Genomic DNA, 24,735 nt, shown 5'->3' with positions numbered 1-24,735 from the left:
TCGATGGACGGAGCAACCACCGCATCGACCGCCCCGGTTCTGATCCTTCTCGGCCCTCCGGGGGCCGGGAAAGGCACCCAGGCCCGTATGCTCGAAGAGAAATTCGGGCTGGTTCAGCTCTCCACCGGCGATCTTCTGCGCGCAGCCGTTGCTGCGGGTACCGAAGCCGGTCTGGCCGCCAAGGCCGTGATGGAAGCCGGGGATTTGGTCAGCGACGAAATCGTGATCAACATCCTGCGTGATCGCCTTGCCGATGAGGACTGCGCCAAGGGCGTGATCCTCGACGGCTTCCCGCGCACCACCGTACAGGCAAGCGCGCTGGACGATCTGCTGGCGGAAAGCGGCCAGAAGATCAACGCCGCCATCAGCCTCGAGGTCGAGGACGCCGCAATGGTGACCCGCATCTCGGGCCGTTACACCTGCGCCGGTTGCGGCGAAGGCTATCACGATGAATTCAAGCAGCCCGCCGTCGACGGCGTCTGCGACAAATGCGGAGGCACGGAAATGAAACGCCGCGCCGACGATAACGCCGAAACCGTGGCAAGCAGACTTGAGGCCTACCACGCGCAGACGGCACCGCTCATTGCCTACTATGACGGCAAGGGCAGCCTGCAACGCACCGACGCCATGGGCGACATCGCTGTAATCGCAGGCAATCTGAGCGCGATTGTCGAAAAGGCAACCGCGTAAAGGGGAAGTGTAAAGAACGCGGGGCTGGTCCCCCGCGTTTCTTTGCGGAGGAAACGGAAAAGAGGGAGGAGCCATCATGGCCGACAACTCATCCAACAACGATTATTGGAAAGCCAATATTCGCATCATTCAGATCAGCCTCGTTATCTGGGCGCTGGTCTCTTTCGGGTTCGGCATCCTGCTGCGCCCGGCGCTGAGCGGCATCGCCGTCGGCGGAACCGACCTGGGCTTCTGGTTTGCCCAGCAAGGTTCGATCCTGGTCTTCCTGGCGCTGATCTTCTTCTACGCCTGGCGCATGAACAAACTCGACGCCGAACACGGCGTGGAAGAATAAGAGGACTGAGGGACAATGGATCAGTTTGTACTTAACTGGATCTTTATCGGTGCGAGCTTTGCGCTCTACATCGGTATTGCCGTATGGGCCCGCGCGGGCTCGACTTCTGAATTCTATGCTGCTGGCCAGGGTGTTCACCCCGTCGTCAACGGTATGGCAACTGGTGCTGACTGGATGTCGGCAGCGTCGTTCATCTCGATGGCGGGCCTGATCGCATTCACCGGCTATGACAACTCGTCGTTCCTGATGGGCTGGACCGGTGGTTACGTTCTGCTTGCTCTGATGCTGGCACCGTACCTGCGTAAGTTCGGCAAATTCACCGTTTCGGAATTCATCGGCGACCGCTTCTACTCGCCCACCGCACGCCTGGTGGCCGTTATCTGTCTGATCGTGGCTTCGACCACCTACGTGATCGGCCAGATGACCGGTGTTGGCGTTGCCTTCGGCCGCTTCCTGGAAGTTGACAACACCACCGGTCTGCTGATCGGCGCCTGTGTTGTTTTCGCCTACGCCGTTTTCGGCGGCATGAAGGGTGTGACCTACACCCAGGTTGCTCAGTACTGCGTTCTGATCATCGCCTACACCATCCCGGCGATCTTCATCTCGCTGCAGCTGACCGGCAACCCGATCCCGGCCCTGGGCCTGTTCGGCGAGCACGCTGCTTCGGGTGAACCGCTGCTGGCGAAACTGGACGCAATCGTGACCGAGCTGGGCTTTGCCGAGTATACCGCACACCACGCCGACACGCTGAACATGGTTCTGTTCACCCTGTCGCTGATGATCGGTACCGCGGGTCTGCCCCACGTCATCATGCGCTTCTTCACCGTTCCCACCGTTTCGGCCGCACGTTGGTCGGCTGGCTGGACCCTGGTGTTCATCGCCCTGCTGTACCTCACCGCTCCGGCTGTTGGTGCAATGGCACGTCTGAACATCTCAGAACTGATGTGGCCGAACGGCACCTCGTCCGAACCGGTATCGGTTCAGATGATGGAAGACGAAGCTCAGTATGACTGGATGGCCACCTGGCAGAAAACCGGTCTTCTGAACTGGGAAGACAAAAACGGCGACGGCAAAATCGCGTACTTCAACGACAAGAACGCCGACAAAGTTGCCGAAATGGAAGCCGCTGGCTGGGGTAGCGAGAACGAACTGGTCAAGTTCAACCGCGACATCCTGGTTCTGGCCAACCCGGAAATCGCCAACCTGCCGGGTTGGGTGATCGCCCTGGTTGCTGCTGGTGGTCTGGCTGCCGCTCTGTCGACCGCTGCAGGCCTCCTGCTCGCGATCTCGTCGGCGGTATCGCACGACCTCATCAAAGGCGCCATCAGCCCGAACATCTCGGAAAAAGGCGAACTGATGTCGGCACGTATCTCGATGGCTGTTGCTATCGCGGTCGCGACCTACCTCGGTCTGAACCCTCCGGGCTTCGCCGCACAAACCGTTGCTCTGGCATTCGGTCTGGCCGCTGCGTCGATCTTCCCGGCCCTGATGATGGGTATCTTCACCAAGGTGAACAACAAAGGCGCCGTTGCAGGTATGCTGGCAGGTCTGGTCGTAACCCTGATCTACATCTTCCTGCACAAAGGCTGGTTCTTCATCCCGGGTACCAACTCGTTCTCGGATGCTGACCCGCTGCTCGGCACCATCAAGTCGACCTCCTTCGGTGCAATCGGTGCAATGATCAACTTCGCAGTTGCCTTCATGGTCTCGAAGTCGACCGATCCGATCCCGGCCGAAATCGACGAACTGGTCGAAAACGTCCGCATCCCGAAAGGTGCAGGCGCAGCCGCCGCAGGTCACTAAGAGGCTCTGGTCGGGCAGTCCCCTGCGACTGCCCGCCATCTTTAAATTTGGTCCTGTCCGGTTCATATCGGACAGGACTTTTTTATTTCTCCTCCAAGGTCGATTCCCATGCCTCTCACCCAAGAACAGATCCTGCGTTTCCTGAAATCGGTTCACCCCTACGACGCCCTCGCCCCCGAGGTTCTCGAGGAATACACGCCCCTGTTCGAAGCCTGGGAAATCGAAAAAGGCTTTTCGGTTTATGACCTTGGCGAAAAGCTCCCCGGCCTGTTTCTGGTCTACGAAGGCCAGATCGAGGTCTCGGATGAAAACGACGTGGTGGTCTCGCACCTCGGCATCCGCAACTCCTTTGGCGAACGCGGCCTCCTGCGCGACGGCATCTCCGTCACCAGCGCCCGCGCCGATGAACACTCCATCCTCCTGGTGCTGCCCCCGATCCCCTTCTACAAGCTGATCGAGGACCACGAGGTTGCCCGCAAGTTCTTTGACCGCACCCGCATCGAAAAACCCCGCGGCAACGATCTGGCCACCAGCCGCGTTGAAACCCTGATGGCCCACAGCCCAGTCACCTGCCCCCCCGATGCCACCGTACAGGACGCCGCTATCCTGATGCGCGACAAGGGCATTTCCTCGCTCTGCATCAGCGCCGAAGGCGACGCACTCACCGGCATTCTCACCACCCGCGACCTGTCGGGTAAGGTGCTGGCCAAGGCCCTGCCCGTCACCACCCCGATTTCGGATGTCATGACCCGTAACCCCGTCACGCTTGCGCCCACCGCCATAGGCTCGGACGTGCTGCACGCCATGATGGAGATGAAGATCGGCCACATCCCGATCGTCGAGGCGGGCAAACTGGTTGGCATTGTCACTCAAACCGACCTGACCCGCTTTCAGGCCGTCAGTTCGGCCGAACTGGTCAGTGAAATCGCCCATGCCGACACCGCAGAAGAGATGGCCAAGGTCACCGACCGCATCCCGCAACTGCTGGTGCAACTGGTTGCTGGCGGCAACCGCCACGAGGTCGTCACCCGCCTGATCACCGATATCGCCGACACCGCCACCCGCCGCCTTCTGGCCCTGGGTGAACAAAAACTCGGCCCCGCCCCCGTGCCCTACCTCTGGCTGGCCTGCGGTTCGCAGGGGCGTCAGGAACAGACCGGCGTCAGCGATCAGGACAACTGCATCGTCCTGCATGACAGCGCCACCGAAGCCGACATGGCCTATTTCGCCGATCTCGCCACCTTCGTCTGCGACGGCCTCAACACCTGCGGATATGTCTACTGCCCCGGCGACATGATGGCGACCAACCCGCGCTGGTGCCAGCCGCTCAAGGTCTGGAAAGGCTACTTCGACAAGTGGATCAACAAACCCGATCCCGAAGCCCAGATGCTGGCCTCGGTCATGTTCGACCTGCGTCCCATCGGCGGCCACCGTCACCTGTTCGAAGACCTTCAGGAAGACACCCTCGCCGCCGCCTCGAAGAACTCGATCTTCGTGGCCCACATGATTTCCAACTCGCTCAAGCACCAACCGCCGCTGGGTCTCTTGCGTGGCTTCGCCACCATCCGTTCGGGCGAACACAAGAACCAACTCGACATGAAACACAACGGCGTTGTGCCGATCGTCGATCTTGGCCGCATCTACGCGCTTCAGGGCCAGCTGACCGAGGTCAACACCCGCGCCCGTCTCGAAGCCGCCGAACATTCCGGCGTGCTAAGTTCGTCCGGTGCCCGTGATCTTCTGGACGCCTACGACCTGATCGCCGAGACCCGCCTGCTGCACCAGGCCGAGCGCGTCAAGAACGGCCTTGCGCCCGACAATTACCTGCTGCCCGCCGAACTTTCGGATTTCGAACGCAGCCACCTGCGCGACGCATTCGTCGTGGTGAAATCCCTGCAATCCGCCATCGGCCACGGCCGCGGTATGCTGGGCTAACAAAGATGACGGCACACCGTCCGGGGTGGAGGCCTCGAACGGAGCGTGTCACGGGGCCATCCCCGAGGAGGAGAAGACATGTTTTTTGAACTGATCGCCACGCTGGTTGCCGGCATCGCCGCCGCCGGGATCGTTTTCGTGATCAACCGCAGCCTCAAGGGCCGCCTGCCCCGCTGGCTGATGCCGGTTGCCGCCGGTTTTGCCATGCTGGCCGCCACCATCAGCAACGAATACGGTTGGTTCCCGCGCCAGACAGACAATATGCCCCCCGAGTTCGTCATCGCCGAAAGCGTCGAGGCCACCGCCTTCTATCGTCCCTGGACCTATCTCTTCCCCTTCGTGGAACGCTTCGTCGCCGTCGACACCGCCACCATCAACCGCCACCCCGCCGTGCCTGAGCGCCGCATTGCCGAGATCTTCCTCTACTCGCGCTGGTCGCCGGTCAAATCGCTGGGTGTTCTCGCCGATTGCGAGGCCCTGCGACGCGCCCCAATCACCGAGGCCGTGCAGATGAACGATGACGGGTCGGTCGAGGGCGTGAAATGGTCGACCGTCCCCGCCACCGACCCGATCCTCAAGACAATCTGCGAGGCAAGCTGATGTTTACCCAACTGAGCCTGCGCGTCCGCGTCTTCCTGTTCTTCGTCTTCATCGCCGTCGCCGGTGTTGCCCTGATCGGCCTCGCCCTTGCCCTCGGCTATCGCCGCGCCCTCGAAGGCGACATGATGTCCGGCTTCGTCTTCTCCGGCATCCTTGCAGGCTTTGGCCTGATCGGCCTCTCGGTCGGTATCTGGCTGCTGTTTGACGAAAATGTCGCCAAACCCATCGAACGTATCGCCGCGACCATGCGCACCAATGCCCATGCTGGCGTCGATTCCTCGGTCGACACCCACCAGGCGCGCTATCTCGGCGATCTCGCCCCCGCCGCTCAGGCCGTCTCGACCCAGCTGAGCCAGACCACCCTTGATCGCGCCGAAGCCGTAGCCCAGGAAACCGCCCGCCTCGCCGCCGAAAAGGAACGTCTGACCTCGCTCCTGACCGACATTCCCGTGGCCATGGTGCTGGTCAACCCCGCCCACCAGATCGTGCTGTATGATGGTCAGGCGGCAAGTGTCCTTGGCCAGATCCACACCCCGCGCCTCAACGCCTCGATTTTCGATTACTTCCGCAAGGATGAAATCCTCGCCGCCTATACCCAGCTTGCAAAGACCGGCAAGGAAGTCGCCTTCGAGGTCCACGGCGTCGAAGGACGGCTCACTTTCGATGCCCGCCTGAAGCCTGTGGGCCACGCCCCCGGCTACATGCTCCTGATCGACGAGGCCCATGCCGAAATCTCGCCCGATGCCGCCCGCCCGCTGATCTATGACTTCGACCTCATGGAACACGACAGCGAACGCGCGCTCGAAGACACGCCGCTCACCACCCTGAACTTCGTGGTGTTCGACACCGAAACCACCGGCCTCCTGCCGCACAAGGACGAGATCGTTCAAATCGGTGCAGTGCGCGTGGTCAACGGCCGCATCGTACCCGGCGAAGAGATCAACCAACTGGTCAATCCCGGCATGAAGATCCCCGCCGCCTCGACCAAGGTGCACCACGTCACCAACGAAATGGTCGCCGACGCCCCCGGCATCGACACCGTGTCGCGCGACTTCCACAAGTTCGCCAATGGCTCGGTCATCGTCGCCCACAACGCCCCCTTCGACATGGCCTTCCTCAAGCGTCATGGCAAACGGCTTGGCGTGGCATGGGATCACCCGATCATCGACACCGTGCTTCTTTCGGCCGTCCTCTTCGGGGCCAGCGAAACCCACACCCTCGATGCCCTGTGCGACCGTCTCGGCGTGACCATCCCGCCCCACCTGCGCCACACCGCCCTTGGCGACGCGCAGGCCACCGCCGAAGTGCTGTGCAAACTGCTGCCCATGCTGCAATCGCGCGGCTACGCCACCTTCGGCGAGGTCATCCGCGAAACCCGCAAGCACGGCCGCCTGCTCGAAGATCTGAACTGAACGCCGCGAAACCCCTTGCACGTGGACACAAATAGCGTAAATGCGGGCAAACCCACCACGCGCGAACAACAAGGGTCAATCAGTCATGGTCATGCGGTTCTCACCGGATGAAGACAACACGCGCGCCTTTCGCGATGCGCTTGGGCGTTTTGCGACCGGCGTCACCGTCATCACCGCCCCGTCCCCGACGGGCGGCATCGGCATGACGGCCAACAGCTTCTCCTCGGTTTCCCTCGATCCGGCGCTGGTGCTCTGGGCACCGTCCAAGACCTCGCTGCGCTATCCCCATTTCGAAACCGCCACGCATTTCGCGATCCACGTCATGGGCGAAGACCAGAAAGACATCGCCATGCGCTTTGCCAAACAGGGCGATGCCTTCGAAGGCCTCTCGGTGCACCTGAGCGACAACGGCGTCCCGCTGATCGACAGCTGCCTCGCCCGTTTCGAATGCACGACCTCGGCCCTGCACGATGCCGGCGATCATGCCATCATGGTGGGCCAGGTCGACCACGTCATGTTGAAAACCGGCAGCCCGCTTGTCTTTGCCAACGGCCAGTTCGGCGGCTTCCTTGCAGAGACCTGATTGCCCCCGTGGCGGCAGTTTCATGACAGCTGCATGAAATTTCACCATTCCGCAACGGCACCTGCGCCGCTTGGCCCAGGATTTGTCCTGTGTCATTTTCGCGTGACCCTTGGATGCATAATACCGCCACTGCACGAGTGACAACCGTAAGGAGCAAACCGGTGATACTCCCCGTTGACCAGACCAAGACCGAAGCCGAAATCCAGGACATGGGCGCAAGCTTTGCCCATATGCTCGAGGTCACCCGGCCGCTCGATCCGATCCCCACGGCCATCGTGCATCCCTGCGACGACACCTCTCTCGAAGGTGCTCTTGCCGCCCGCGATCACGGGTTGATCGTGCCCATCCTCGTCGGCCCCGAAGACCGCATCCAGGCCGCCGCCGATGAAGCCGGCCTCACCCTCGACGGCGTCGAGATCGTCTCGACCAAACACAGCCATGACTCGGCCAAGCAGGCGGTGCTGATGGTGCGTCAGGGCAAGGCTCAGGCCCTCATGAAAGGCGCGCTCCACACCGACGAGATCATGTCCGAAGTGGTCCACAAGGAACGCGGCCTGCGCACCGAACGCCGGATGAGCCACGTCTTCGTGCTCGACGTGCCCACCTACCCCAAACCGCTCCTGATCTCGGACGCCGCGATCAACATCTTTCCCGATCTCGAAACCAAGGCCGACATCGTCCAGAACGCCATCGAACTCGGCCATGCCCTCGGCGTCGATTTGCCCAAGGTCGCGATCCTGTCGGCAGTTGAAACCATCTACCCCAAGATCCCCTCGACCGTTGAGGCCGGCGCGCTCTGCAAGATGGCAGACCGCGGCCAGATCACCGGTGGCCTGCTCGACGGCCCGCTCGCCTTTGACAACGCGGTCAGCAAGGAAGCCGCCGAAACCAAGGGCATCGTCTCCGAGGTGGCAGGCGATCCCGACGTGCTGATTGCCCCCGACCTCGAAGCGGGCAACATGATCGCCAAACAGCTGATCTACCTCGCCAGCGCCGACGCGGCAGGCATCGTTCTAGGCGCCCGCGTGCCCGTTATGCTGACAAGCCGCGCCGATGGCACCTTGTCGCGTGTCATCTCGGCGGCACTGGCGCTATTGCTCGTGCACCATCGCCAAGGAAAGGGCATCCTGTGACCAACGCCATTCTGGTTCTGAACGCGGGCAGTTCGTCGATCAAATACGCCATGTACAAGGCCGACTCTGATCGCAAGCTGATTTCCAAGGGCCTGATCGACCGGATCGGCCACGGCCCCGCCCACCACGGACCAAATCACAGCACCCCCCTGCCCGTGCCGCATGAGTCCGGCCACAAGGAGGCCCTCGCCTGGCTGACCGCCGACCTTCAGGAACGCTTCCCCGATCTGCACGTGGTCGCCGCCGGGCACCGCGTGGTGCATGGCGGGCACGATTTCACCGGTGCCGCCCTGATCGACGCCGACGTGATCCAGCGCATCACCGCCCTTGCCCCGCTCGCCCCGGCCCACCAGCCGCACAACCTCTCGGGCATCGCCGCCCTCAGCGCGGTCTGGCCCGACCTGCCCCAGGTCGCCTGTTTCGACACCGCCTTCCACCGCACGCAGGATCGCCTTGCCCAGCTGTTCGCCATTCCCCGCGAACTCACCGATGACGGCGTGCTGCGCTATGGCTTTCACGGCCTCAGCTACGAATACATCGCCTCGCGCCTGCCCGATTTCCTCGACACCGAAACCCAGCGCCGCGTGGTTGTCCTGCACCTTGGCCACGGCGCCAGCGTCTGCGCCATGAAAGACGGCAAATCGGTGGCCACCTCGATGGGCTACACCGCGCTTGACGGCTTGATGATGGGCAAACGCTGTGGCGAGATCGACCCCGGCGTGATCTTCCACCTGATCCGCGACATGGCCATGAGCGTCGACGAGGCCGAGGAACTGGTCTCCTCCAAGTCGGGCCTCTACGGCGTCTCCGGCGGCATCAGCAGCGACATGCGCGACCTCGCCGCCAGCGATGACCCGGCCGCGCAGGAAGCCATCGACCTCTTCATCTTCCGCGCCTACCGCCAGATCGGCGCCATGGCCGCCGTGCTTGGCGGCATCGACGCCATCGTCTTCACCGCCGGCATCGGCGAAAACGCCGCCAACATCCGCGCCGGCATCCTGAAGGGCTGCGAATGGCTTGGCGCCGACCTCGACCCCGAAGCCAACGCCGCCCGCGGCCCCGTGATCACCACCCCCAACAGCCGCCTCAAGGCCCTCGTGATCCCCACCGACGAAGAAGGCGTCATCGCCGACCAAACCCTCGCCCTCCTGCAAGGGTGAAGAGGGATTGTCTGAGGGGGGATATCGCTCCCTTTGAAAACCACTGGTGGATCAATCTCCCACAGATCTTTGCGAGAGTTCAGAATCTCGAAACAGTCGCAATCCGGAAATGGTAGACGCTACCCTGTTTCTTTCGAATGCCCTGCTCCCTCGCCAACCGCCGCGTGCGCCAAAACCCAATCCACTCCACGCAAGTATTCATCTACACTTAACGTCGCGCCACTACCGCTAGTTGCGGAGAGAACAAACCCATGTGTGTAGTCGATGAGAAGGTGTAAGAGCACATTGTCATGGTCTCCATTGCCCAGTTCCCGAACACAGGACTGCAACTCATTCGTGATGTAGCGGAGTTCTCGCCCCATTAGTGAAACATCGTCGAGAACAGCCCGCAAAAGGTTGGCGTTTAGGACAGCGCGATGGAAATATGCGCTCAAAATGCTCCGAACCTTTTCAGCCGGGCAATCTCCACCAACACTATGAAGCGTATTGTGAAAAGCCAATTCAACCAGTTCGGCTACTAGCTCTTTCTTACTACCAGAATGATAGGTCACAGCCATCGGTGTAACCTTCAACTTTTCGGCGATCAAACGGAATGACAGAGCATCCACACCCATGCTTTGGACAATTGGCAACGCGGCTTGAAGGATTACGCTCTTTGACAGATGTTGACTTGATTTCTTAGGTCGGCCGGCCATTGGAGAACTCACTCATTCTTCACAGAATAGTCGAGATCAACCATGCCCGAAGGAAACGGTGTGGCAGAAATCAAGTCCAAATCAATATCACCCCCGTTTTGTCCAAAAATCCGTATCCCATCCCCCAACAAAATCGGAACTATTGTGATCTTCATGTCTTGAACATAGCCTGCTTTGATGAAGGATTGCACAACTGCACCACCATCGACATAGACGCGGTTGAAACCCCGCTGATCGAGCGTCTTCCATAATTCTTGCGGTGTTTCGGTTGAAAACTCGATTCTTGTGCGAAGATGGTCAGGCAGGTCTTCGGTCGTCATGGAATGGCTCAGAACCACAACAGGTTTTGAATACGGCCACTCACCAAATCCAAGCACGGTTTTCAGCGATCCAGTCCCCATAACCAGTACATCGATACTGTCCATGAACACATTGAAACCGTGATCTTCGCCGGACGCAGGTTGCTTATTTAGCCAGTCGAGCGAGTGATCTTTTCTAGCAACAAATCCGTCAAGGCTCATTGCCATCATGACGTGTCCTGTGGGCATTGGCTCTTCCTCACAATTAAATTTATACGTCATATAATTTATTTCTCCAATGGCATCAAGCGCGCTTTTGATACGCACTACTTAGGTTGGTGAATTAGGAAAAGGCAGGCATTTGCCGCGCAGCAGAGGATGAGAATTCCAACCTCAAAACATCATTCCCCCGCACCCACCAACACCTATCCCTCCCAACAAAAACAAGGCGCCCGATCTCTCGGGCGCCCCATATCTCTCGCCAGACCTCGATCAAACGAAGTTGAAGTTGATCTCCGTCTCCAGCAGCTCCTGACCAGCGATGGTGATCGAGTTCGGGTGGAAGAAGTCACCGTAGTTGATCACCGTGTTGCCGCCTCCGGCCGAGACCGTCACGGTGGAGGTGCTCAGACCATTCAGTTCGATTTGCACCGTGTCGTTCACCGCGTCGAAGTTCAGCAGCACATCATCGCCCTGATCCACCCAGGAGTTGAAGACAAAGATGTCCGCCCCGTTGCCGCCGTCCATGGTGTCGTTGCCGTCACCACCGACAAAGACATCCGCGCCGGAACGGCCCACCATGTAGTCGTCACCGTCCAGACCGTCGAAGGTATTGGCCCCGGCATCACCAAAGAACTGGTCGGCATGGTTGCTGCCTTGCAGGGCTTCGATCCCGACAAAGCTGTCGCCCGCCGCATCGCCGGTGTTGAGCGCGCCATTCAGCAGGTCAACGGTCACGCCGCCGCCCGAGGTATAGTAGCTCGCGACATCCGTCCCGGCACCGCCGTTCAGCTTGTCGCCACCGCCGCCACCGACAAGAAGGTCATCCCCGTCGTTGCCGAACAGCGTGTCGACGCCGTTGTCGCCAAACAGCGAGTCATTGCCGTCACCTCCGCTCAGGACATCGGCCCCGGCTTCGCCATAGAGCGCGTCGTGGCCACCTTCACCGCGCAGGGTGTTGGCCGCCCCGTCGCCCGACAACTCGTCGTCATGCGCCGAGCCCTGAAGGTTCTCGATGCCGATATAGCTGTCGCCGAGGGCCTCGCCGGTGTTCTCTTGCGGCTCCGAGAGCGAGGCTTCAACACCGAACAGGGCATTGAGATAGCTGGCCGTGTCCACACCGTTGCCACCATTCAGGACGTCAGCCCCTTCACCACCTTCCAGCGTGTCGTTGCCACCTTCGCCCTTCAGCGTGTCATGGTCGTCATCGCCATAAAGCTTGTCGCCTTTCAGGCCACCCTTGAGCAGGTCGACACCGTCGCCACCAAACAACTGGTCCGCGCCGCCACCGCCCGACAGGGTGTCATCCCCGTCGCCGCCATAGCCCTTGTCGGCCCCGTTGCCGAGGGTCAGCGAGTCATCGCCCCCTTCGCCCCAGACCTTGTTGGCCGCACCATTGGCGCTCAGGATGTCGTCATGCGACGAGCCGATCAGGTTCTCGATCTTGAAGAACTTGTCCCCTGCCGCTTCGCCGGTATTGGCCGCAACATTGGTCATGACAACCTTCACACCGGCGCTGGCCCCCTGATAGCTGGCCGCGTCGATACCGTCGCCACCATTCAGGGTGTCCTTGCCCTTGCCACCGATCAGCGTATCCGCCCCGTTGTTGCCCAAGAGCTTGTCGTTGCCCTTGCCGCCAAACAGGATGTTTGCGCCGCCGTCCCCGGCAAGCTCGTCAAAGAACGCGGTGCCGGACAGGTTCTCGATCGAGGTATAGCTGTCGCCAGCCGCCTCGCCGGTATTGGTTCCGGCCGCGCCAAGCGATGCCTTCACCTTGGCCGAGGCCGTGCTGTAGTCCGCGGTGTCGGATCCGTCGCCACCAAAGAGCACATCGCCCCCGGCCCCGCCGTTCAGCACATCATCGCCGCCCAGGCCCCGCAGGGTGTCAGCGCCGCCACGACCAAAGATCAGGTTGTCGCCATCGTCACCGGTCAGATCATCCGCCGATCCCGAGCCAAGGAAACCCTCGATCTCGATATAGCGATCCCCCTGTGCCAGGCCGCTGTTGCCAACCGGGTTCTGAAGGGATGCGGTCACGCCAGAGACACTTGCGCTATAGTCGGCAAGGTCGATGCCGCGGCCCCCGTTCAGGATGTCAAAGCCCATGCCACCGTCCAGCAGGTCATTGCCACGGCCACCCACAAGGATGTCGTTGCCCGCCCCGCCTTTCAGCGCGTCATCGCCACGGTTGCCATTGAGGATATCATTGCCCCCGGCCCCGATCAGCGTGTCTTTGCCCTGGGCACCAAGCAACAGGTTGTCCCCTTCGTTCCCGGTCAGCGAGTCATTGAAGTCAGACCCCAACAGACCCTCGATCGAGATAAAGGTATCTCCGGTCGCAGACGGCCCGCCCGAAGGGATGGTTTCGGTCACACCGGCCGTCGCACTCTGGAACCCGACAAGGTCAAGCCCATCGCCACCGTCCAGAACATCGGTTCCACCACCGCCTTCAAGGATGTCGTCGCCATTGCCCCCCTCAAGGGTATCGGCCCCAAGACCCCCACGCAGGATGTCATCGTTGTTGCCACCGCGCAGGATGTCGTTGCCGGCATCGCCCTGAAGCGTGTCATTGCCCCAGCCGCCTTCCAGCGTATCGGCACCGCCACGGCCCGACATGAAGTCCTCGTTCTGGCTGCCGAAAAAGCCATTGGCCCCGGCATCCCCGAACAGGTTCACATTCTCCCACGAGGCCTCGACGTTCTCGATGTTCATGAGAACCTTGTCGTCCATCAGGTTGCCGTTCCAGTCATAGGAGCGTGCGAACCCGGCCTGAAGGTCAACCGTCTGGCGGAAATGCTCGGCAAGGAAGGTATCCACCCCGCCACCGCCATCCAGCGTGTCATCGCCACCCAGCACGTCAAAGATCTCGTTGCGCGCACTGCCGACAATCACGTCGTCATTCTCTGTCGCAACCAGCTCGTCAATCCCGGCGGTACCGATGATCGTATCGACAAAGCCAAAGCCGTCATTGGCCACCACGCCGGTGCCGAGGTTGATGTCGAGACCCTGACCGGGGCTGGTCCACATCTGGTATCCATCGCGGCTGAAGTTCAGAATGACTTCACTGTTGCCAGCCGGATCATTCAGATCAAACAGGTCGTTGCCCTTGCCGCCGAACACTTCAAAGGTGCTCATGCTCGGCAGGTTCACCTGGAACACGTCATCATGCGCGCTGCCATAGAGCAACAGACCGAAATCCATCTCGTGCGGGTGGAAGGGATCAAACGGCGGGGCTTCCGTCGCCTGAAGCGCGGCATTCAGGTTGTGCAGCGTGTCAAAGCCGAACGCGCCCTGATCCGCCGTCGACATGTTGGTGGCCCCGTCAATCGCAAAGGTCACCGGCCCCGAGGCATCCTGGTAGGTCAGCGTGGTCAGCCCAAGCCCGTCCCCGGTAAAGTCGATCAGGTCGCTGCCATCACCGGGATTGAAGATGTCCTCTCCACTCCCACCCAGCAGGATATCATCGCCGTCTCCACCGAGAAGGGTGTCGCGCTGGGCGCCCCCGTCAAGGAAATCGTCGCCATCCCCGCCGATCAGCTGGTCATAGCCATCGCCACCGATCAGCTGGTCATTGCCGGCATCGCCTTGCAGCATATCGCTGCCACCATTGCCCTCCAGAAGGTCATTGCCGTCACCGCCCTGCAGCGTGTCGTTCTCCTTGCCACCGACAAGGTCATCATTGCCGGCACCGCCATAGAGCTTGTTCCAGCCGTCACCGCCTTCGAGACTGTCGTCGCCACCCTCTCCGTAAAGCGAGTCATTGCCCGCACCACCAAGGCCGGTGTCATTGCCATCGCCAAGGAAAAGCCTGTCATTGCCAAGCCCGCCATCCAGCAGGTCGTCGTCATCACCAAGCTGCACCTCGTCATGATCCGAGGTTCCGCTCAGCGGCAATCCCGCCAGGGAAATCGGCGTATTGGGAAGATAGGCCGGCAGGGTCGAAACCCCGGCACCGGTGATGCTGGCCGCCCAGGCATCATAGGCCCCCGTCCAGGTAAAGCTGGGCAACACGCTGCCCGCAAGACGCACGATAAAGGAACGGTCGCTGGACGGATCCTCGAACATCAGGATCGTCGTCACTTCGCCCGCGCCCCAGGACACATCGCCCAGACGCACATTCGCATCCGGTCCAAGGCTGCTGAACAACGCGCCATCAACGCGCACCGTCAGGGCCTCCGGCTCAAACTCGACAATCGGCAACTCACCACTCGGAGACGCAAGAACGGAATACTCGACCGTGTTCACCCCTTCGGCAAACACCAGATCGACATCGGCAACCCAGACGGATGTCGCAAGGTCCGTGTTCGGATCGATTGAAACCGCTGAAGCTGACATCGTAAAAGTCGGCATAGAAAGTCCTCCACTCAACTCGGTGCTCTTCGAAATTTTCTGAGCGAGCCCCTTTGCTCGACGCAATTTTAAAACATTCCATCGCAGGAATGCTTTGAGACATATCAAATTCAAGATATCTGAAATTCGGAATGACTTTACGTCACCCCACCCGTGGGCCCCGCGCAACTTCCCGCAATAAGACCGCGCTCAACGATTGTAGTGTTGGGGCGGGTTTGCTACCTAGCCACAAACCAAACCGTCCCCGCCTTTGGGGCAAACAGAACAAGGCCTGTAACACCCATGACCTACCACCCCAAATCGGACTTCATGGCCGTGATGATCGAACGCGGCTTCCTTGCGGACTGCACCGATTATCAGGGCCTCGACGAGGCGCTGATCAAGGGCGTGGTGCCGGGCTATATCGGCTTTGACGCCACCGCCAAGTCGCTGCACGTTGGATCGCTGATCCAGATCATGATGCTGCGCTGGCTGCAAAAGACCGGTCACAAGCCGATCACCCTGATGGGCGGCGGCACCACCAAGGTGGGCGACCCCTCCTTCCGCGCCGACGAGCGTCCGCTGCTGACCCCGGACCAGATCGACGACAACATCGCCGGCATCAAGAAGGTCTTCGCCAAGTACCTCGACTACGGCGACGGCGCCACCGACGCGCTTATGCTCAACAACGCCGAATGGCTCGACGATCTGAACTACCTCGACTTCCTGCGCGACATCGGCCGCCACTTCTCGGTCAACCGGATGCTCTCGTTCGAGTCGGTGAAATCGCGCCTCGACCGGGAACAGTCGCTGTCGTTCCTCGAATTCAACTACATGATCCTTCAGGCCTACGACTTCCTCGAACTGAACCGCCGCTACGGCTGCCTGGTTCAGTTCGGCGGCTCCGACCAGTGGGGCAATATCGTCAACGGCATCGACCTCACCCGCCGCGTGATCGACAACCAGATCTTCGGCCTGACCTCGCCCCTGCTGACCACCTCGGACGGCAAGAAGATGGGCAAATCCGCCGATGGCGCGGTCTGGCTCAACGCCGACATGCGCTCGCCTTACGAGTTCTGGCAGTTCTGGCGCAACACCACCGACGCCGACGTCGGTCGCTTCCTCAAGCTCTACACCGAGATGCCGCTGGATGAATGCGACCGCCTCGGCGCGCTCGCAGGCTCCGAGATCAACGACGCCAAGATCATCCTCGCCAACGCGGTGACCACCCTCTGCCACGGCGCCGAAGCGGCGGCCGCCGCCGAGGCCACCGCCCGCGAAGTCTTTGAAAAAGGCGGCATCGGCGATGACCTGCCCACCCTGACGCTCACCGCCGAAGACGTGGCCGAGGGCATCTCCATCGTCCAGCTGATCGTCAAGGCAGGCCTCGCCAAATCCGGCAAGGACGCCAAACGCCTGATCGGCGAAAACGGGGCCAAGCTCGACGACGCCCCGCTCACCGATCCCGGCCTGCGCCTCGACGCCGCCGCCCTGGCCTCGCCGATCAAGCTCTCCGCCGGCAAAAAGCGCCACGCGCTGGTGCAGCTCGAAGGCTGAAGCCAAACACACACAACGTATCAAGGGCCCCACAGCGGGCCCTTTTTTCTTCTTGGCCCAAATACCCAAGGGGTGAATTGGCCCGAACGGGGCAAGAGGGGCAGCGCCCCTGCCCACCCCCTGCCCGCCCCGCGTTTCTACCCACTGGACAGACCCTGCGGCTTCCGGCTATTTGAACACATGTTCATTTCATGACGACCATCACAGCTTTCGGGAGGCAAGCCCCATGAAAATCGAAAACACCTGCGCCGTGATCACCGGTGGTGCCTCGGGCCTCGGAGAAGCCACCGCCCGCCACTTCGCCGCCAATGGCGCCAAGGTTGCCCTGTTCGACCTCAACGAAGAGGCCGGCGAAAAAGTGGCCGCGGAACTGGGCGGCACCTTCCACAAGACCGACGTCACCAACGAGGACTCGGTCAGGGCCAGCATCACCGCCGCCCGCGAAGCCATGGGCACCATCAACGCCGCCGTGAACTGCGCCGGCATCGCGCCCGCCGCCACCACCGTCGGCAAAAAGGGCCCGCACCCGCTCGACATGTTCCAGAAGACCATCGACATCAACCTCGTGGGCTCCTTCAACGTCGCCCGCCTCGCCGCCGAGGTCATGGCCGAGAACGCCGCCGACGATGACAACGCCCGCGGCGTGATCATCAACACCGCCTCGATCGCCGCCATGGACGGCCAGCGTGGCCAGGCCGCCTATGCCGCCTCCAAGGGCGGGATCGTCGGCCTCTCGCTTCCGATGGCCCGCGACCTCTCCAAGCTGGGCATCCGCGTCATGGCCATCGCGCCGGGCATCTTCCTGACCCCGATGCTCATGGGCCTGCCGCAAGAGGTGCAGGACACGCTGGCCGCCGACGTGACCTTCCCCAAACGCCTCGGCAACCCCAACGAATACGCCCGCCTCGCCCAGTTCATCGTCGAATGCGGCTACATGAACGGCGAAGTCATCCGCATCGACGGCGCCCTGCGGATGCAATAACTCCGCGTCGGCCGGGGATCACGGCGCCCCTGTGGCAAGCTGACACATCCCCGGCCCGCGCCCCCGCGCTAGCTGCCCGTTCACACGCAACAGAACAAGGGAGCGCGCAAAATGTTCAAAGGACTAGGTATCTCGGTCACGCTGATCGCGGCAGGCATGTTCGGCCTGCCGATCCTGTTCCTCCAGCTGTTCGGCTGACCGGGACAACGGGGCGTCCCTGTCACGGGGCCGCCCCACATGTAGGAGTCCTGCTGAGGGTGTTGCCGCACGCCTGTCTCATGCCTCTGCAAACGCCGTGCCAGTAGGCCCACCAGCACCCCCAATGTGCCCAGAGACCAGCGTTGCCTATTGCTTTGCGATACCCGAGCAATTCGGACTTCCGGAACGTCCCAATTGTCTGTTTTGATCCCACTACATCGCTTTAGCGGCGGCAGAAATCCGGGCTGGGGGAAACCCTATCAAAGGAGGGTTGATCTGACGGCGCGTTTATCAACATCAGGCCTTGGCCGAGGGAGCAAGCAATTTCACTGACAAAATGAGCACCGTGCCTAAGAAAATGACTGCGTAAGAAACAGAAAGTATAGGCCATATGAAGAACCCGGCAGGGCCAAAAGCCCCTGGCCAATTTGGGATGAAACCTAACGCACCGGGCACTAGCACCAAGACAGTCAATCGTACAAGCCAAGTAGCCCCGTGCCCGGCGTCTCGGAGCCTGCGACGAGCAACCGAAGCAAGAGGGAAGGCGACGACCAACATGGCGACAAGCCTGAGCCGGCCAAGCCACACCACCCCATCGTAAGGAATGCGAGTTACCGTGTGGACGCCGTCGCTGGGATCTCTATCGGATATGATCAGTTGTGTTACCTGATGCCCAAAAAGTAACTTGTCGATCTGCCATGCGCCACTAACAAGCGCGAGCGCAAAGAACAAAAACCACCAGAATTCGCTTCTTGTCGCACGTCCAGCGAACACCAAATATTTTCGAAAACAGCTAAGAACAGCTTTTGACAAACTCACAAGCACGTTTCCCAAGATCGATAAAGTGACAAACTCATAACAGACCTCTGGCCTACCGCAACGCTAGCTGAATAGTCTCACTGATTAGCCGCTCAACCGATCTAACCCGCTACGTTGCTGCTAAGGTCCGCATCGAACCCAAACTCACCAATGCTGCGCAGAGAGCGAACGCCAGCTATTCTTCGGGTTCGCAGCGTTCCAGAGGCTGAATTACAACTAGGGCCGTCTTGATGGCGCTTTCAGCTTCATGTTCTGATATGAACCCTCCTTTCAACATTTCAGATAGCGCGAAATTTCTGCGCTCAACGGCTCGGTCGTAGGACCTCACAGGATGAAAAAGCATAGGGGCTTTGGGCAGTGCAGCTAGGTAAGCGACTTCCTCAAGTCTCAAATCTTCAACAGGTTTCCCAAAGTAAGCCATCGCTGCACTAGGAAGGCCAAAGCAGGTTTGCCCTAGGAAAATCTGGTTCACATACCAGTTTAGAACCTCATCATGTGTAAGCTCTTCACCTATCACAAATGAAAGCGATATCCTTCGGAGTCTCCCTGTGCCTGGTGGAAGATACCAACTTCCAACCTTTTGCGTGATGGTCGAGTTCTGAGGTGGCTTTTCGAAGAAAAAGCGATCCTCCGCCGCGACAAATGCCATTAGCGCTATGCGTGGTATCGTCGGCCAATTGGTTGACGCTTCTTGATAGAGCTCGCGTATGCGATCGGGGCTTGGAAGCTCTGACGCCGTGTTCTCGCCTCTGGCGGCCGACGCCGCGACAATGATCATAAGAATACTAGGAAATAAGTGTAGAAATGCGCGCATAGGGAAGTCCGTCAGATAAGGTTGGCCACAGGCTATTGTCAAAAGACTTGGATTGCGAGCCAAACCATAGACTGCATAAATCTGTCACTTGGCCAAACCCGGAATGCCGCCATTGGAGCAGACGCAAGTTCCCCCCTTGCCCCACACCACAATCCCCGCCACACTCTCCCCATGCCGCTGCAAAACCGTGTCCAGCCCACAGGAGAGATCCTCGCCCACCCTGCCCGCGGCGGCTTCATGGGCAATCGCGGTGTGCTGCATGATGACCATCGCCGCCTGACCACCGCCCGCTGGCGGCACAAGGCCTGGGTCTGCTGTCTGACCGAATTCAAGAACCGCCGTCGCACCCTGATGACCCCGAACCGCTATACCGAGCTGTTCTTTCATGACGAAGCCGTGGCACTGGCGGCCGGGCACCGTCCCTGCGGGGAATGCCGCCGTGCCGCCTATCGCGCCTTTCTCGACGCCGCCGGACACAGCGGCAGCATCAAGCAGTTCGATCACCACCTGCACGCCGCCCGCGCCATCCCGCGCCGCTTTGAACAGCGCCGCCACACGGCAGAAGCACAGGACCTGCCCGACGGCGCCTTCATCCTGACCACCAACGGCCCCGCCCTGATCTGGCAGGACGCGCAACTGCCCTTTGCCCCCGACGGCTATGGACCGGCCCAAATACGCCTACAGGGCAGCGTGACCCTGCTCACCCCGCCGCCAACCCTGACGGCGCTGCGCGCAGGCTATCGCCCGCACATCTCGCTGCCCTGAAAATCTTCTCGAAGATTTTGCCACCCCGGATTTTTCGCGAAAAATCCGCCCCGCCGCCGTAGGAAAACCCGTTAACCCACGCACGCTGCATTAACCACCGATCGCGGTCTTAACACCCGGATTTTCAGCCCCCCATACCGTCGCAATACCGACGTAATACCGACGTGGCACCGACAGCCGAAACCGGCGTTAACCGGCCTCGGCCTTCTCTTCCAGAATCAGCCATTCTTCCTCTGCCTCCGCCAGCGCCTGCTGCCGTTCAACAAGCGCATCCGTGGCCTTCTGGAACTTCAACGGCTCCTTGGTGAACAGCTCCGGATCCATCAGGAACTCTTCCAGCTTGGCAATCTCCGCCTCAAGCCGTTCCATCACCCCCGGCAGCGCCTCAAGCCGGTGTTTTTCGGTAAAGCTAAGGCCCGTCTTCGCGGCCTTTTCCTGCTTTACCTTCTCCGCCTTGGGCTTTGATTTTTCTTCCTTTTTCGGCGCATCACTGTCGCCGCGCTGTGCGCGATAATCGCTCCAGCCACCGGCATAGACCACCGCCTTGCCATTGCCTTCCATCGCCACCGTCGTGGTCGCCACACGATCAAGGAAATCACGGTCGTGGCTGACCAGCAGCACGGTGCCATCATAGTCGTCCAGCAACTCCTGCAACAGATCGAGCGTCTCTACGTCCAGATCGTTGGTCGGTTCGTCCAGCACAAGAATGTTGCTTTCCCTCGCCATCAGCTTGGCCAGCAACAACCGCGCCTTCTCGCCCCCCGACAAACTCCGCACCGGCGCCCGCGCCTGCCGCTCGTCGAACAGAAATTCTTTAAGGTATCCAACAACATGCTTGGGATTGCCGCGCACCATAACCTGATCGGCCTTGCCCGAAACCCGCATCTCGGGATCACCGGTCAGACTGTCCCAAAGGCTCATCGCCGGATCAAGCTGCGCCCGGCTCTGATCAAAGATCGCGGGGATCAGGTTGGTGCCAAGCGTCACACTCCCCGCATCCGCAGGTTCCTGATCCATCAGCATCTTGATGACCGTGGTTTTACCAACCCCGTTCGGCCCGACAAAAGCCACGCGATCCCCGCGCTGCACCGTGATCGAAAAGTTCGACACAATCGCCTTTTCGCCAAAGGCCTTGGTCAAACCCTTGGCATCAATCACTTTTTTACCCGACTTCGGACCCGCCTGCAGCTCCATCGCCGCCGATCCCTGCCGCTTGATCATCGCCGCACGCTCTGCCCGCAGGTCCTGAAGCGCCCTCACGCGGCCCTGGTTGCGCTTGCGCCGGGCGCTGATGCCCTCGACGGCCCACCGCGCTTCGGCCTTGATCTTGCGATCCATCTTGTGGCGCGCGATGTCTTCCTCTTCCCAGATCTTGTCGCGCCAGGCCTCGAACCCTTCGAACCCCTTTTCCTGCCGACGCACCATGCCCCGATCGATCCAAAGCGTCGCCCGCGTCAGCGCCCGCAGAAAGGCCCGATCGTGCGAGATCAGCACATAGGCCGCCCGCGTCGAGGCCAGCTCGCTTTCCAGCCAGGCAATCGCCTCGATATCAAGGTGGTTGGTCGGCTCGTCCAGCAGCATCAACTCCGGCGCTTCGGCCATCAGCTTGGCCAGCGCAGCACGTCGCCGTTCCCCGCCAGAAGCCGTGTCGACGGGACGATCCGGATCAAACTTCAGCCCCTCACTGGCCCGCTCCACCTTGTAGAGTTCTCCCGGCTCCAACCCCGAAGACGCAAACTCTCCCAGCGTGGAAAACCCCGCCATGTCAGGGTCTTGCTCCATGTAGCCAACCCGCACACCGGGTGGCACGACAATGTCGCCCCGGTCGGATTCGACCAGCCCCGCCATGACTTTCATCAGGGTCGACTTGCCCGACCCGTTCCGCCCCACAAGCGCCACCCGGTCACCGGGCTGCACCACAAGGCTCAGGTCGTCGAAAACAGGATCTCCACCGAAGGTCAGGGAGATATCGCTCATTTGCAGAAGAGGTACACGTGCCATGAAAGACGGGCTAAACCGCCGCCTTCACAGGGTCAACACCCCATCGCTCTCAGGCGCCGATTGCCCGCAACAGACGCTTGCGTGCCGGGGGAATGGCCCTGATCTCGAGGCCGGTGAAAACATGCAGTGTATTCATCTGGCGATCCACAACCGCATGGTCGCTCACCCAGCCGCCCATCATCAGGTAGGTCCGCAGCAAGGGCGGCATCCGCATCTGGGCCAGCTTCAGGTCGGGCTTGCGCCGCAAACGCGCGGCAAAGCGGAACACGTTCGGCGCCTTCACACGCGGCAACCAGCGCTTCGGCGCCAGGTGGCGATCGCGCAGCATGGCAAAAGCATCAAAATACCGCTCGGCATCCGTCCCCGCAAAAGACGAACAGCCAAACAGCATTTCCACATTGTTTTCATCCACATAGGCGGTCATCGCCCCCCATGCCACGCGCAGGATATCCGGGTCGTTGCAGTCGGGATGAATACAGAACCGGCCCATCTCGACCATCGGCCCGTCAAAGTCGCGCAGGGCGCTCAACTCGTAGAACTGCGCTGAATAGCTACGGTCGATTTCCGCGCCACCCGCCAAAGGGAGAATGCGGAAACAACATACCAAACGTCCGCCGGACCGCTCTTCTACAAGCACATGAGTGCAAATCGGATCAAACGCATCCTGATCCAGCGCCCCGTCTTCATCACCAAGAAAGGCCAACTGCCTCAGGCGTTGTGCCGCCAGAAGGTCTTGTTCCGTTTCTGCGATACGGGCGACATACCGCCCCTTGGCCAAAGCAACCATAGATGCCTCGCTCTTTTGTTCGTCCCATCAATATAGGGATAAACGCGTGACACCCTAATGACAGGTTTTACAAACCGCCGTTGTTCGCCGCGTTGAATCCGCCAAAGTTGCTGATATTGCCAAGAATTTGGGCAAGAACGCTGCGTTCTTCAACAGCACTGTCCGTCACGCGACGCGACAGCGGTACAATCTGACCATCTTCCAGCGAGTATTCGGCAACGTTGCGCACCACGCCCCGATTATCGAAGGTCACGGCAACGACCCGGCGTTCGATAACTTTAGGCTTGCGCGCCCCAAAGTGGCGCACCCGGCTACGCACGTAATAGTAGCCGCCTTCGTTTAAGACACCCGAGGCAGACGGTGTACCAATACTCTCGGCCACACTGTCACGCGTGTCGACACCAACCACAACTTCGGCAAGTTCTTCCTGAGAAGGCGCATACCCATGATTGCGGTACTGCGTCGTACAGGCCGTCGCTGCCAAAAGGCATACGCCCAAAACTGCCGATTTGAAGCCCTTGGTCGGTCCTGTCATAACTGCCCTCTTGTCTTGGCCTTGCACGCCTTCTATCCCGCTTACAGAATGAACGCCTCTGGTTCAAGAATGGAAGCACCTCGTAACATGAGCGAAATGACGCCTCAGACCACAAATTATCGTGTCGCGGACCTGCCGCAGAACCAACCGACCAAGTTCGAAATCATACCGAACAAGGAAACTCTGTCGGCTCTTGCTGCCGAACTCGATCTCCAGGACCTGCGCAAAGTGCGTTTCAAAGGTGAGATCAGCGGCTTTGGCAAGGCTGACTGGCAATTGAACGCGCGTCTTGGCGCAACCGTCATTCAATCCTGCGTGGTTACCCTTGCGCCGGTGACAACGCGGATCGAGGTCGACATCCAGCGCCGCTTCGTCTCGACCATCGAACTGCCCGAGGAAGTTGACGGAGAGGTCGAGATGCCCGAGGACGAAAACGCCGAACTCCTTGGCACGCACATCGACGTCGATCAGGTTCTGGCAGAGGCCCTCGCCCTCAACCTTCCGCTCTACCCGCGTGCCGACGGTGCCGAGATCTCCGAATCTGTATTTACAGAGCCGGGCAAGAAAGCGATGACTGATGAAGATACCCGCCCCTTTGCAGGCCTGGCATCCCTGCGCGACAAACTCGCAGGCAGCGACGGCGATCAGGGCGAAAACTGACACGAAATCAGAACGCTGCGCTTGCGCCATACCGGCAAACCGCCTATACGGCGACGAATGCGAAAATACCTCTTGCGAATTGCGAGTTTCCCAGTATTTTCGCGCGCTCATTGGAATTTAGAGTTGGACTCGGTCACGCAAGTCGCGTATTGGCTCGGGACGCTCAGGAAATCGGGCACGACGCCCCAGTAAATCGAAGGTTGCGACAATGGCTGTCCAGCAGAATAAAGTATCGAAATCGCGCCGCAACAACCGCCGTGCTCACGACGCGCTGGTTGCCGGCAACCCGAACGAATGCCCGAACTGCGGCGAACTGAAACGCCCCCACCACGTATGCGCGTCCTGCGGCCACTACGACGACCGTGAAGTCGTTGCGATGGTCGAAGACATCGATCTGGACGAAGACGCAGCATAAACCAACTGGG

The 24,735-nt window shown here is 60.5% G+C and carries 22 protein-coding genes; 14 read left to right on the top strand and 8 right to left on the bottom strand.

Annotated elements, in window-relative coordinates; all coding sequences use genetic code 11:
* The first annotated feature begins 3 nt into the window (after positions 1-3).
* The 9 genes from NNA36_RS08505 (at position 4) to NNA36_RS08465 (ending at position 9,650) form a co-directional block, all read left to right on the top strand.
* On the top strand, positions 4-690 hold the full coding sequence (locus tag NNA36_RS08505) for an adenylate kinase (RefSeq protein WP_255106303.1): 687 nt from the start codon (positions 4-6) through the stop codon (positions 688-690).
* Positions 691-766: 76 nt separating this feature from the next.
* Positions 767-1,024, top strand: coding sequence for a DUF4212 domain-containing protein (locus NNA36_RS08500; RefSeq protein WP_255106302.1), 258 nt, complete (start codon positions 767-769; stop codon positions 1,022-1,024).
* Between the two features lie 15 nt (positions 1,025-1,039).
* Positions 1,040-2,827 carry a sodium:solute symporter family protein gene (locus NNA36_RS08495; protein WP_255106300.1) on the top strand — a complete coding sequence of 596 codons (1,788 nt, stop codon included), beginning with the start codon at positions 1,040-1,042 and terminating at the stop codon, positions 2,825-2,827.
* 108 nt (positions 2,828-2,935) lie between these two features.
* Positions 2,936-4,762: a DUF294 nucleotidyltransferase-like domain-containing protein gene (locus NNA36_RS08490; RefSeq protein ID WP_255106297.1), complete on the top strand. Its 1,827-nt coding sequence runs from the start codon at positions 2,936-2,938 to the stop codon at positions 4,760-4,762.
* A 78-nt stretch (positions 4,763-4,840) separates the two neighbouring features.
* A complete protein-coding gene (locus NNA36_RS08485; RefSeq protein WP_255106294.1) occupies positions 4,841-5,362 on the top strand; it encodes a hypothetical protein in 522 nt (173 codons plus the stop codon).
* Positions 5,362-6,774, top strand: a complete 1,413-nt coding sequence (locus tag NNA36_RS08480) for a PolC-type DNA polymerase III (protein ID WP_255106290.1) — start codon at positions 5,362-5,364, stop codon at positions 6,772-6,774. Before NNA36_RS08485 ends, NNA36_RS08480 begins: the two co-directional genes overlap by 1 nt.
* A 91-nt stretch (positions 6,775-6,865) precedes the next feature.
* The gene (locus NNA36_RS08475; RefSeq protein WP_255106288.1) at positions 6,866-7,357 is read left to right on the top strand and encodes a flavin reductase family protein; all 492 of its coding nucleotides are present in this window, start codon (positions 6,866-6,868) and stop codon (positions 7,355-7,357) included.
* A 161-nt stretch (positions 7,358-7,518) separates the two neighbouring features.
* Entirely contained in the window at positions 7,519-8,490 is a 972-nt protein-coding gene (locus NNA36_RS08470) for a bifunctional enoyl-CoA hydratase/phosphate acetyltransferase (protein ID WP_255106287.1), read from the top strand.
* Complete coding sequence (locus NNA36_RS08465; RefSeq protein WP_255106285.1) at positions 8,487-9,650, top strand: acetate/propionate family kinase; 1,164 nt, start codon at positions 8,487-8,489, stop codon at positions 9,648-9,650. The genes NNA36_RS08470 and NNA36_RS08465 overlap by 4 nt, the downstream gene beginning before the upstream one ends.
* Before the next feature lie 119 nt (positions 9,651-9,769).
* Here NNA36_RS08465 and NNA36_RS08460 read toward each other — a convergent pair whose 3' ends face one another.
* From NNA36_RS08460 to NNA36_RS08450, 3 genes are all read right to left on the bottom strand, one after another.
* Positions 9,770-10,345 carry a TetR/AcrR family transcriptional regulator gene (locus NNA36_RS08460; RefSeq protein WP_255106283.1) on the bottom strand — a complete coding sequence of 192 codons (576 nt, stop codon included), beginning with the start codon at positions 10,343-10,345 and terminating at the stop codon, positions 9,770-9,772.
* 8 nt (positions 10,346-10,353) lie between these two features.
* On the bottom strand, positions 10,354-10,875 hold the full coding sequence (locus NNA36_RS08455) for a dihydrofolate reductase family protein (protein WP_255106281.1): 522 nt from the start codon (positions 10,873-10,875) through the stop codon (positions 10,354-10,356).
* Positions 10,876-11,136: 261 nt separating this feature from the next.
* Positions 11,137-15,213, bottom strand: a complete 4,077-nt coding sequence (locus NNA36_RS08450) for a hypothetical protein (RefSeq protein WP_255106279.1) — start codon at positions 15,211-15,213, stop codon at positions 11,137-11,139.
* A gap of 282 nt (positions 15,214-15,495) precedes the next feature.
* On the opposite strand from NNA36_RS08450, the gene tyrS reads away from it, so the two are divergent.
* Positions 15,496-16,749 (top strand): tyrosine--tRNA ligase, encoded by a 1,254-nt coding sequence (gene tyrS / locus NNA36_RS08445; RefSeq protein ID WP_255106277.1) that lies wholly within the window; start codon positions 15,496-15,498, stop codon positions 16,747-16,749.
* Positions 16,750-16,975: 226 nt separating this feature from the next.
* On the top strand, positions 16,976-17,731 hold the full coding sequence (locus NNA36_RS08440) for a 3-hydroxyacyl-CoA dehydrogenase (protein WP_255106275.1): 756 nt from the start codon (positions 16,976-16,978) through the stop codon (positions 17,729-17,731).
* Between the two features lie 495 nt (positions 17,732-18,226).
* Here NNA36_RS08440 and NNA36_RS19980 read toward each other — a convergent pair whose 3' ends face one another.
* Together NNA36_RS19980 and NNA36_RS08435 are read right to left on the bottom strand one after the other, a co-directional pair.
* Positions 18,227-18,703: a DUF805 domain-containing protein gene (locus NNA36_RS19980; protein WP_369681651.1), complete on the bottom strand. Its 477-nt coding sequence runs from the start codon at positions 18,701-18,703 to the stop codon at positions 18,227-18,229.
* A gap of 220 nt (positions 18,704-18,923) precedes the next feature.
* Complete coding sequence (locus tag NNA36_RS08435; RefSeq protein WP_255106273.1) at positions 18,924-19,397, bottom strand: transglycosylase domain-containing protein; 474 nt, start codon at positions 19,395-19,397, stop codon at positions 18,924-18,926.
* Between the two features lie 336 nt (positions 19,398-19,733).
* Between NNA36_RS08435 and NNA36_RS08430 the strand changes: the two genes are divergently transcribed.
* Positions 19,734-20,327, top strand: a complete 594-nt coding sequence (locus NNA36_RS08430; protein WP_255106271.1) for a hypothetical protein — start codon at positions 19,734-19,736, stop codon at positions 20,325-20,327.
* Positions 20,328-20,516: 189 nt separating this feature from the next.
* Here NNA36_RS08430 and NNA36_RS08425 read toward each other — a convergent pair whose 3' ends face one another.
* The 3 genes from NNA36_RS08425 to NNA36_RS08415 all read right to left on the bottom strand — a co-directional run bounded on the left by NNA36_RS08425 (position 20,517) and on the right by NNA36_RS08415 (position 23,650).
* On the bottom strand, positions 20,517-22,328 hold the full coding sequence (locus tag NNA36_RS08425; RefSeq protein WP_255106269.1) for an ABC-F family ATP-binding cassette domain-containing protein: 1,812 nt from the start codon (positions 22,326-22,328) through the stop codon (positions 20,517-20,519).
* Positions 22,329-22,377: 49 nt separating this feature from the next.
* On the bottom strand, positions 22,378-23,115 hold the full coding sequence (locus NNA36_RS08420; RefSeq protein ID WP_255106266.1) for a GNAT family N-acetyltransferase: 738 nt from the start codon (positions 23,113-23,115) through the stop codon (positions 22,378-22,380).
* 67 nt (positions 23,116-23,182) lie between these two features.
* Positions 23,183-23,650 (bottom strand): outer membrane protein assembly factor BamE, encoded by a 468-nt coding sequence (locus NNA36_RS08415; RefSeq protein WP_255106264.1) that lies wholly within the window; start codon positions 23,648-23,650, stop codon positions 23,183-23,185.
* A gap of 87 nt (positions 23,651-23,737) precedes the next feature.
* On the opposite strand from NNA36_RS08415, the gene NNA36_RS08410 reads away from it, so the two are divergent.
* Together NNA36_RS08410 and rpmF are read left to right on the top strand one after the other, a co-directional pair.
* The gene (locus tag NNA36_RS08410; protein ID WP_255106263.1) at positions 23,738-24,310 is read left to right on the top strand and encodes a DUF177 domain-containing protein; all 573 of its coding nucleotides are present in this window, start codon (positions 23,738-23,740) and stop codon (positions 24,308-24,310) included.
* A gap of 208 nt (positions 24,311-24,518) precedes the next feature.
* The gene (gene rpmF / locus NNA36_RS08405; RefSeq protein ID WP_255106261.1) at positions 24,519-24,725 is read left to right on the top strand and encodes a 50S ribosomal protein L32; all 207 of its coding nucleotides are present in this window, start codon (positions 24,519-24,521) and stop codon (positions 24,723-24,725) included.
* Positions 24,726-24,735: the final 10 nt, after the last annotated feature.

The sequence above is a fragment of the Shimia sp. CNT1-13L.2 genome, assembly GCF_024331145.1.
Taxonomy (GTDB): Bacteria; Pseudomonadota; Alphaproteobacteria; order Rhodobacterales; family Rhodobacteraceae; genus Shimia.
This window is presented reverse-complemented; position numbering and strand designations above follow the sequence as displayed.

What these genes read in the sequence shown, in the direction of transcription:
- NNA36_RS08505 (WP_255106303.1), top strand. Translation starts at nt 4, where the DNA reads ATGGACGGAGCAACCACCGCATCGACCGCCCCGGTTCTGATCCTTCTC.
- NNA36_RS08500 (WP_255106302.1), top strand. Translation starts at nt 767, where the DNA reads ATGGCCGACAACTCATCCAACAACGATTATTGGAAAGCCAATATTCGC.
- NNA36_RS08495 (WP_255106300.1), top strand. Translation starts at nt 1,040, where the DNA reads ATGGATCAGTTTGTACTTAACTGGATCTTTATCGGTGCGAGCTTTGCG.
- NNA36_RS08490 (WP_255106297.1), top strand. Translation starts at nt 2,936, where the DNA reads ATGCCTCTCACCCAAGAACAGATCCTGCGTTTCCTGAAATCGGTTCAC.
- NNA36_RS08485 (WP_255106294.1), top strand. Translation starts at nt 4,841, where the DNA reads ATGTTTTTTGAACTGATCGCCACGCTGGTTGCCGGCATCGCCGCCGCC.
- NNA36_RS08480 (WP_255106290.1), top strand. Translation starts at nt 5,362, where the DNA reads ATGTTTACCCAACTGAGCCTGCGCGTCCGCGTCTTCCTGTTCTTCGTC.
- NNA36_RS08475 (WP_255106288.1), top strand. Translation starts at nt 6,866, where the DNA reads ATGCGGTTCTCACCGGATGAAGACAACACGCGCGCCTTTCGCGATGCG.
- NNA36_RS08460 (WP_255106283.1), bottom strand. Translation starts at nt 10,345, where the DNA reads ATGGCCGGCCGACCTAAGAAATCAAGTCAACATCTGTCAAAGAGCGTA.
- NNA36_RS08455 (WP_255106281.1), bottom strand. Translation starts at nt 10,875, where the DNA reads ATGATGGCAATGAGCCTTGACGGATTTGTTGCTAGAAAAGATCACTCG.
- NNA36_RS08450 (WP_255106279.1), bottom strand. Translation starts at nt 15,213, where the DNA reads ATGCCGACTTTTACGATGTCAGCTTCAGCGGTTTCAATCGATCCGAAC.
- tyrS (WP_255106277.1), top strand. Translation starts at nt 15,496, where the DNA reads ATGACCTACCACCCCAAATCGGACTTCATGGCCGTGATGATCGAACGC.
- NNA36_RS08440 (WP_255106275.1), top strand. Translation starts at nt 16,976, where the DNA reads ATGAAAATCGAAAACACCTGCGCCGTGATCACCGGTGGTGCCTCGGGC.
- NNA36_RS08435 (WP_255106273.1), bottom strand. Translation starts at nt 19,397, where the DNA reads ATGGCATTTGTCGCGGCGGAGGATCGCTTTTTCTTCGAAAAGCCACCT.
- NNA36_RS08430 (WP_255106271.1), top strand. Translation starts at nt 19,734, where the DNA reads ATGCCGCTGCAAAACCGTGTCCAGCCCACAGGAGAGATCCTCGCCCAC.
- NNA36_RS08425 (WP_255106269.1), bottom strand. Translation starts at nt 22,328, where the DNA reads ATGGCACGTGTACCTCTTCTGCAAATGAGCGATATCTCCCTGACCTTC.
- NNA36_RS08420 (WP_255106266.1), bottom strand. Translation starts at nt 23,115, where the DNA reads ATGGTTGCTTTGGCCAAGGGGCGGTATGTCGCCCGTATCGCAGAAACG.
- NNA36_RS08415 (WP_255106264.1), bottom strand. Translation starts at nt 23,650, where the DNA reads ATGACAGGACCGACCAAGGGCTTCAAATCGGCAGTTTTGGGCGTATGC.
- NNA36_RS08410 (WP_255106263.1), top strand. Translation starts at nt 23,738, where the DNA reads ATGAGCGAAATGACGCCTCAGACCACAAATTATCGTGTCGCGGACCTG.
- rpmF (WP_255106261.1), top strand. Translation starts at nt 24,519, where the DNA reads ATGGCTGTCCAGCAGAATAAAGTATCGAAATCGCGCCGCAACAACCGC.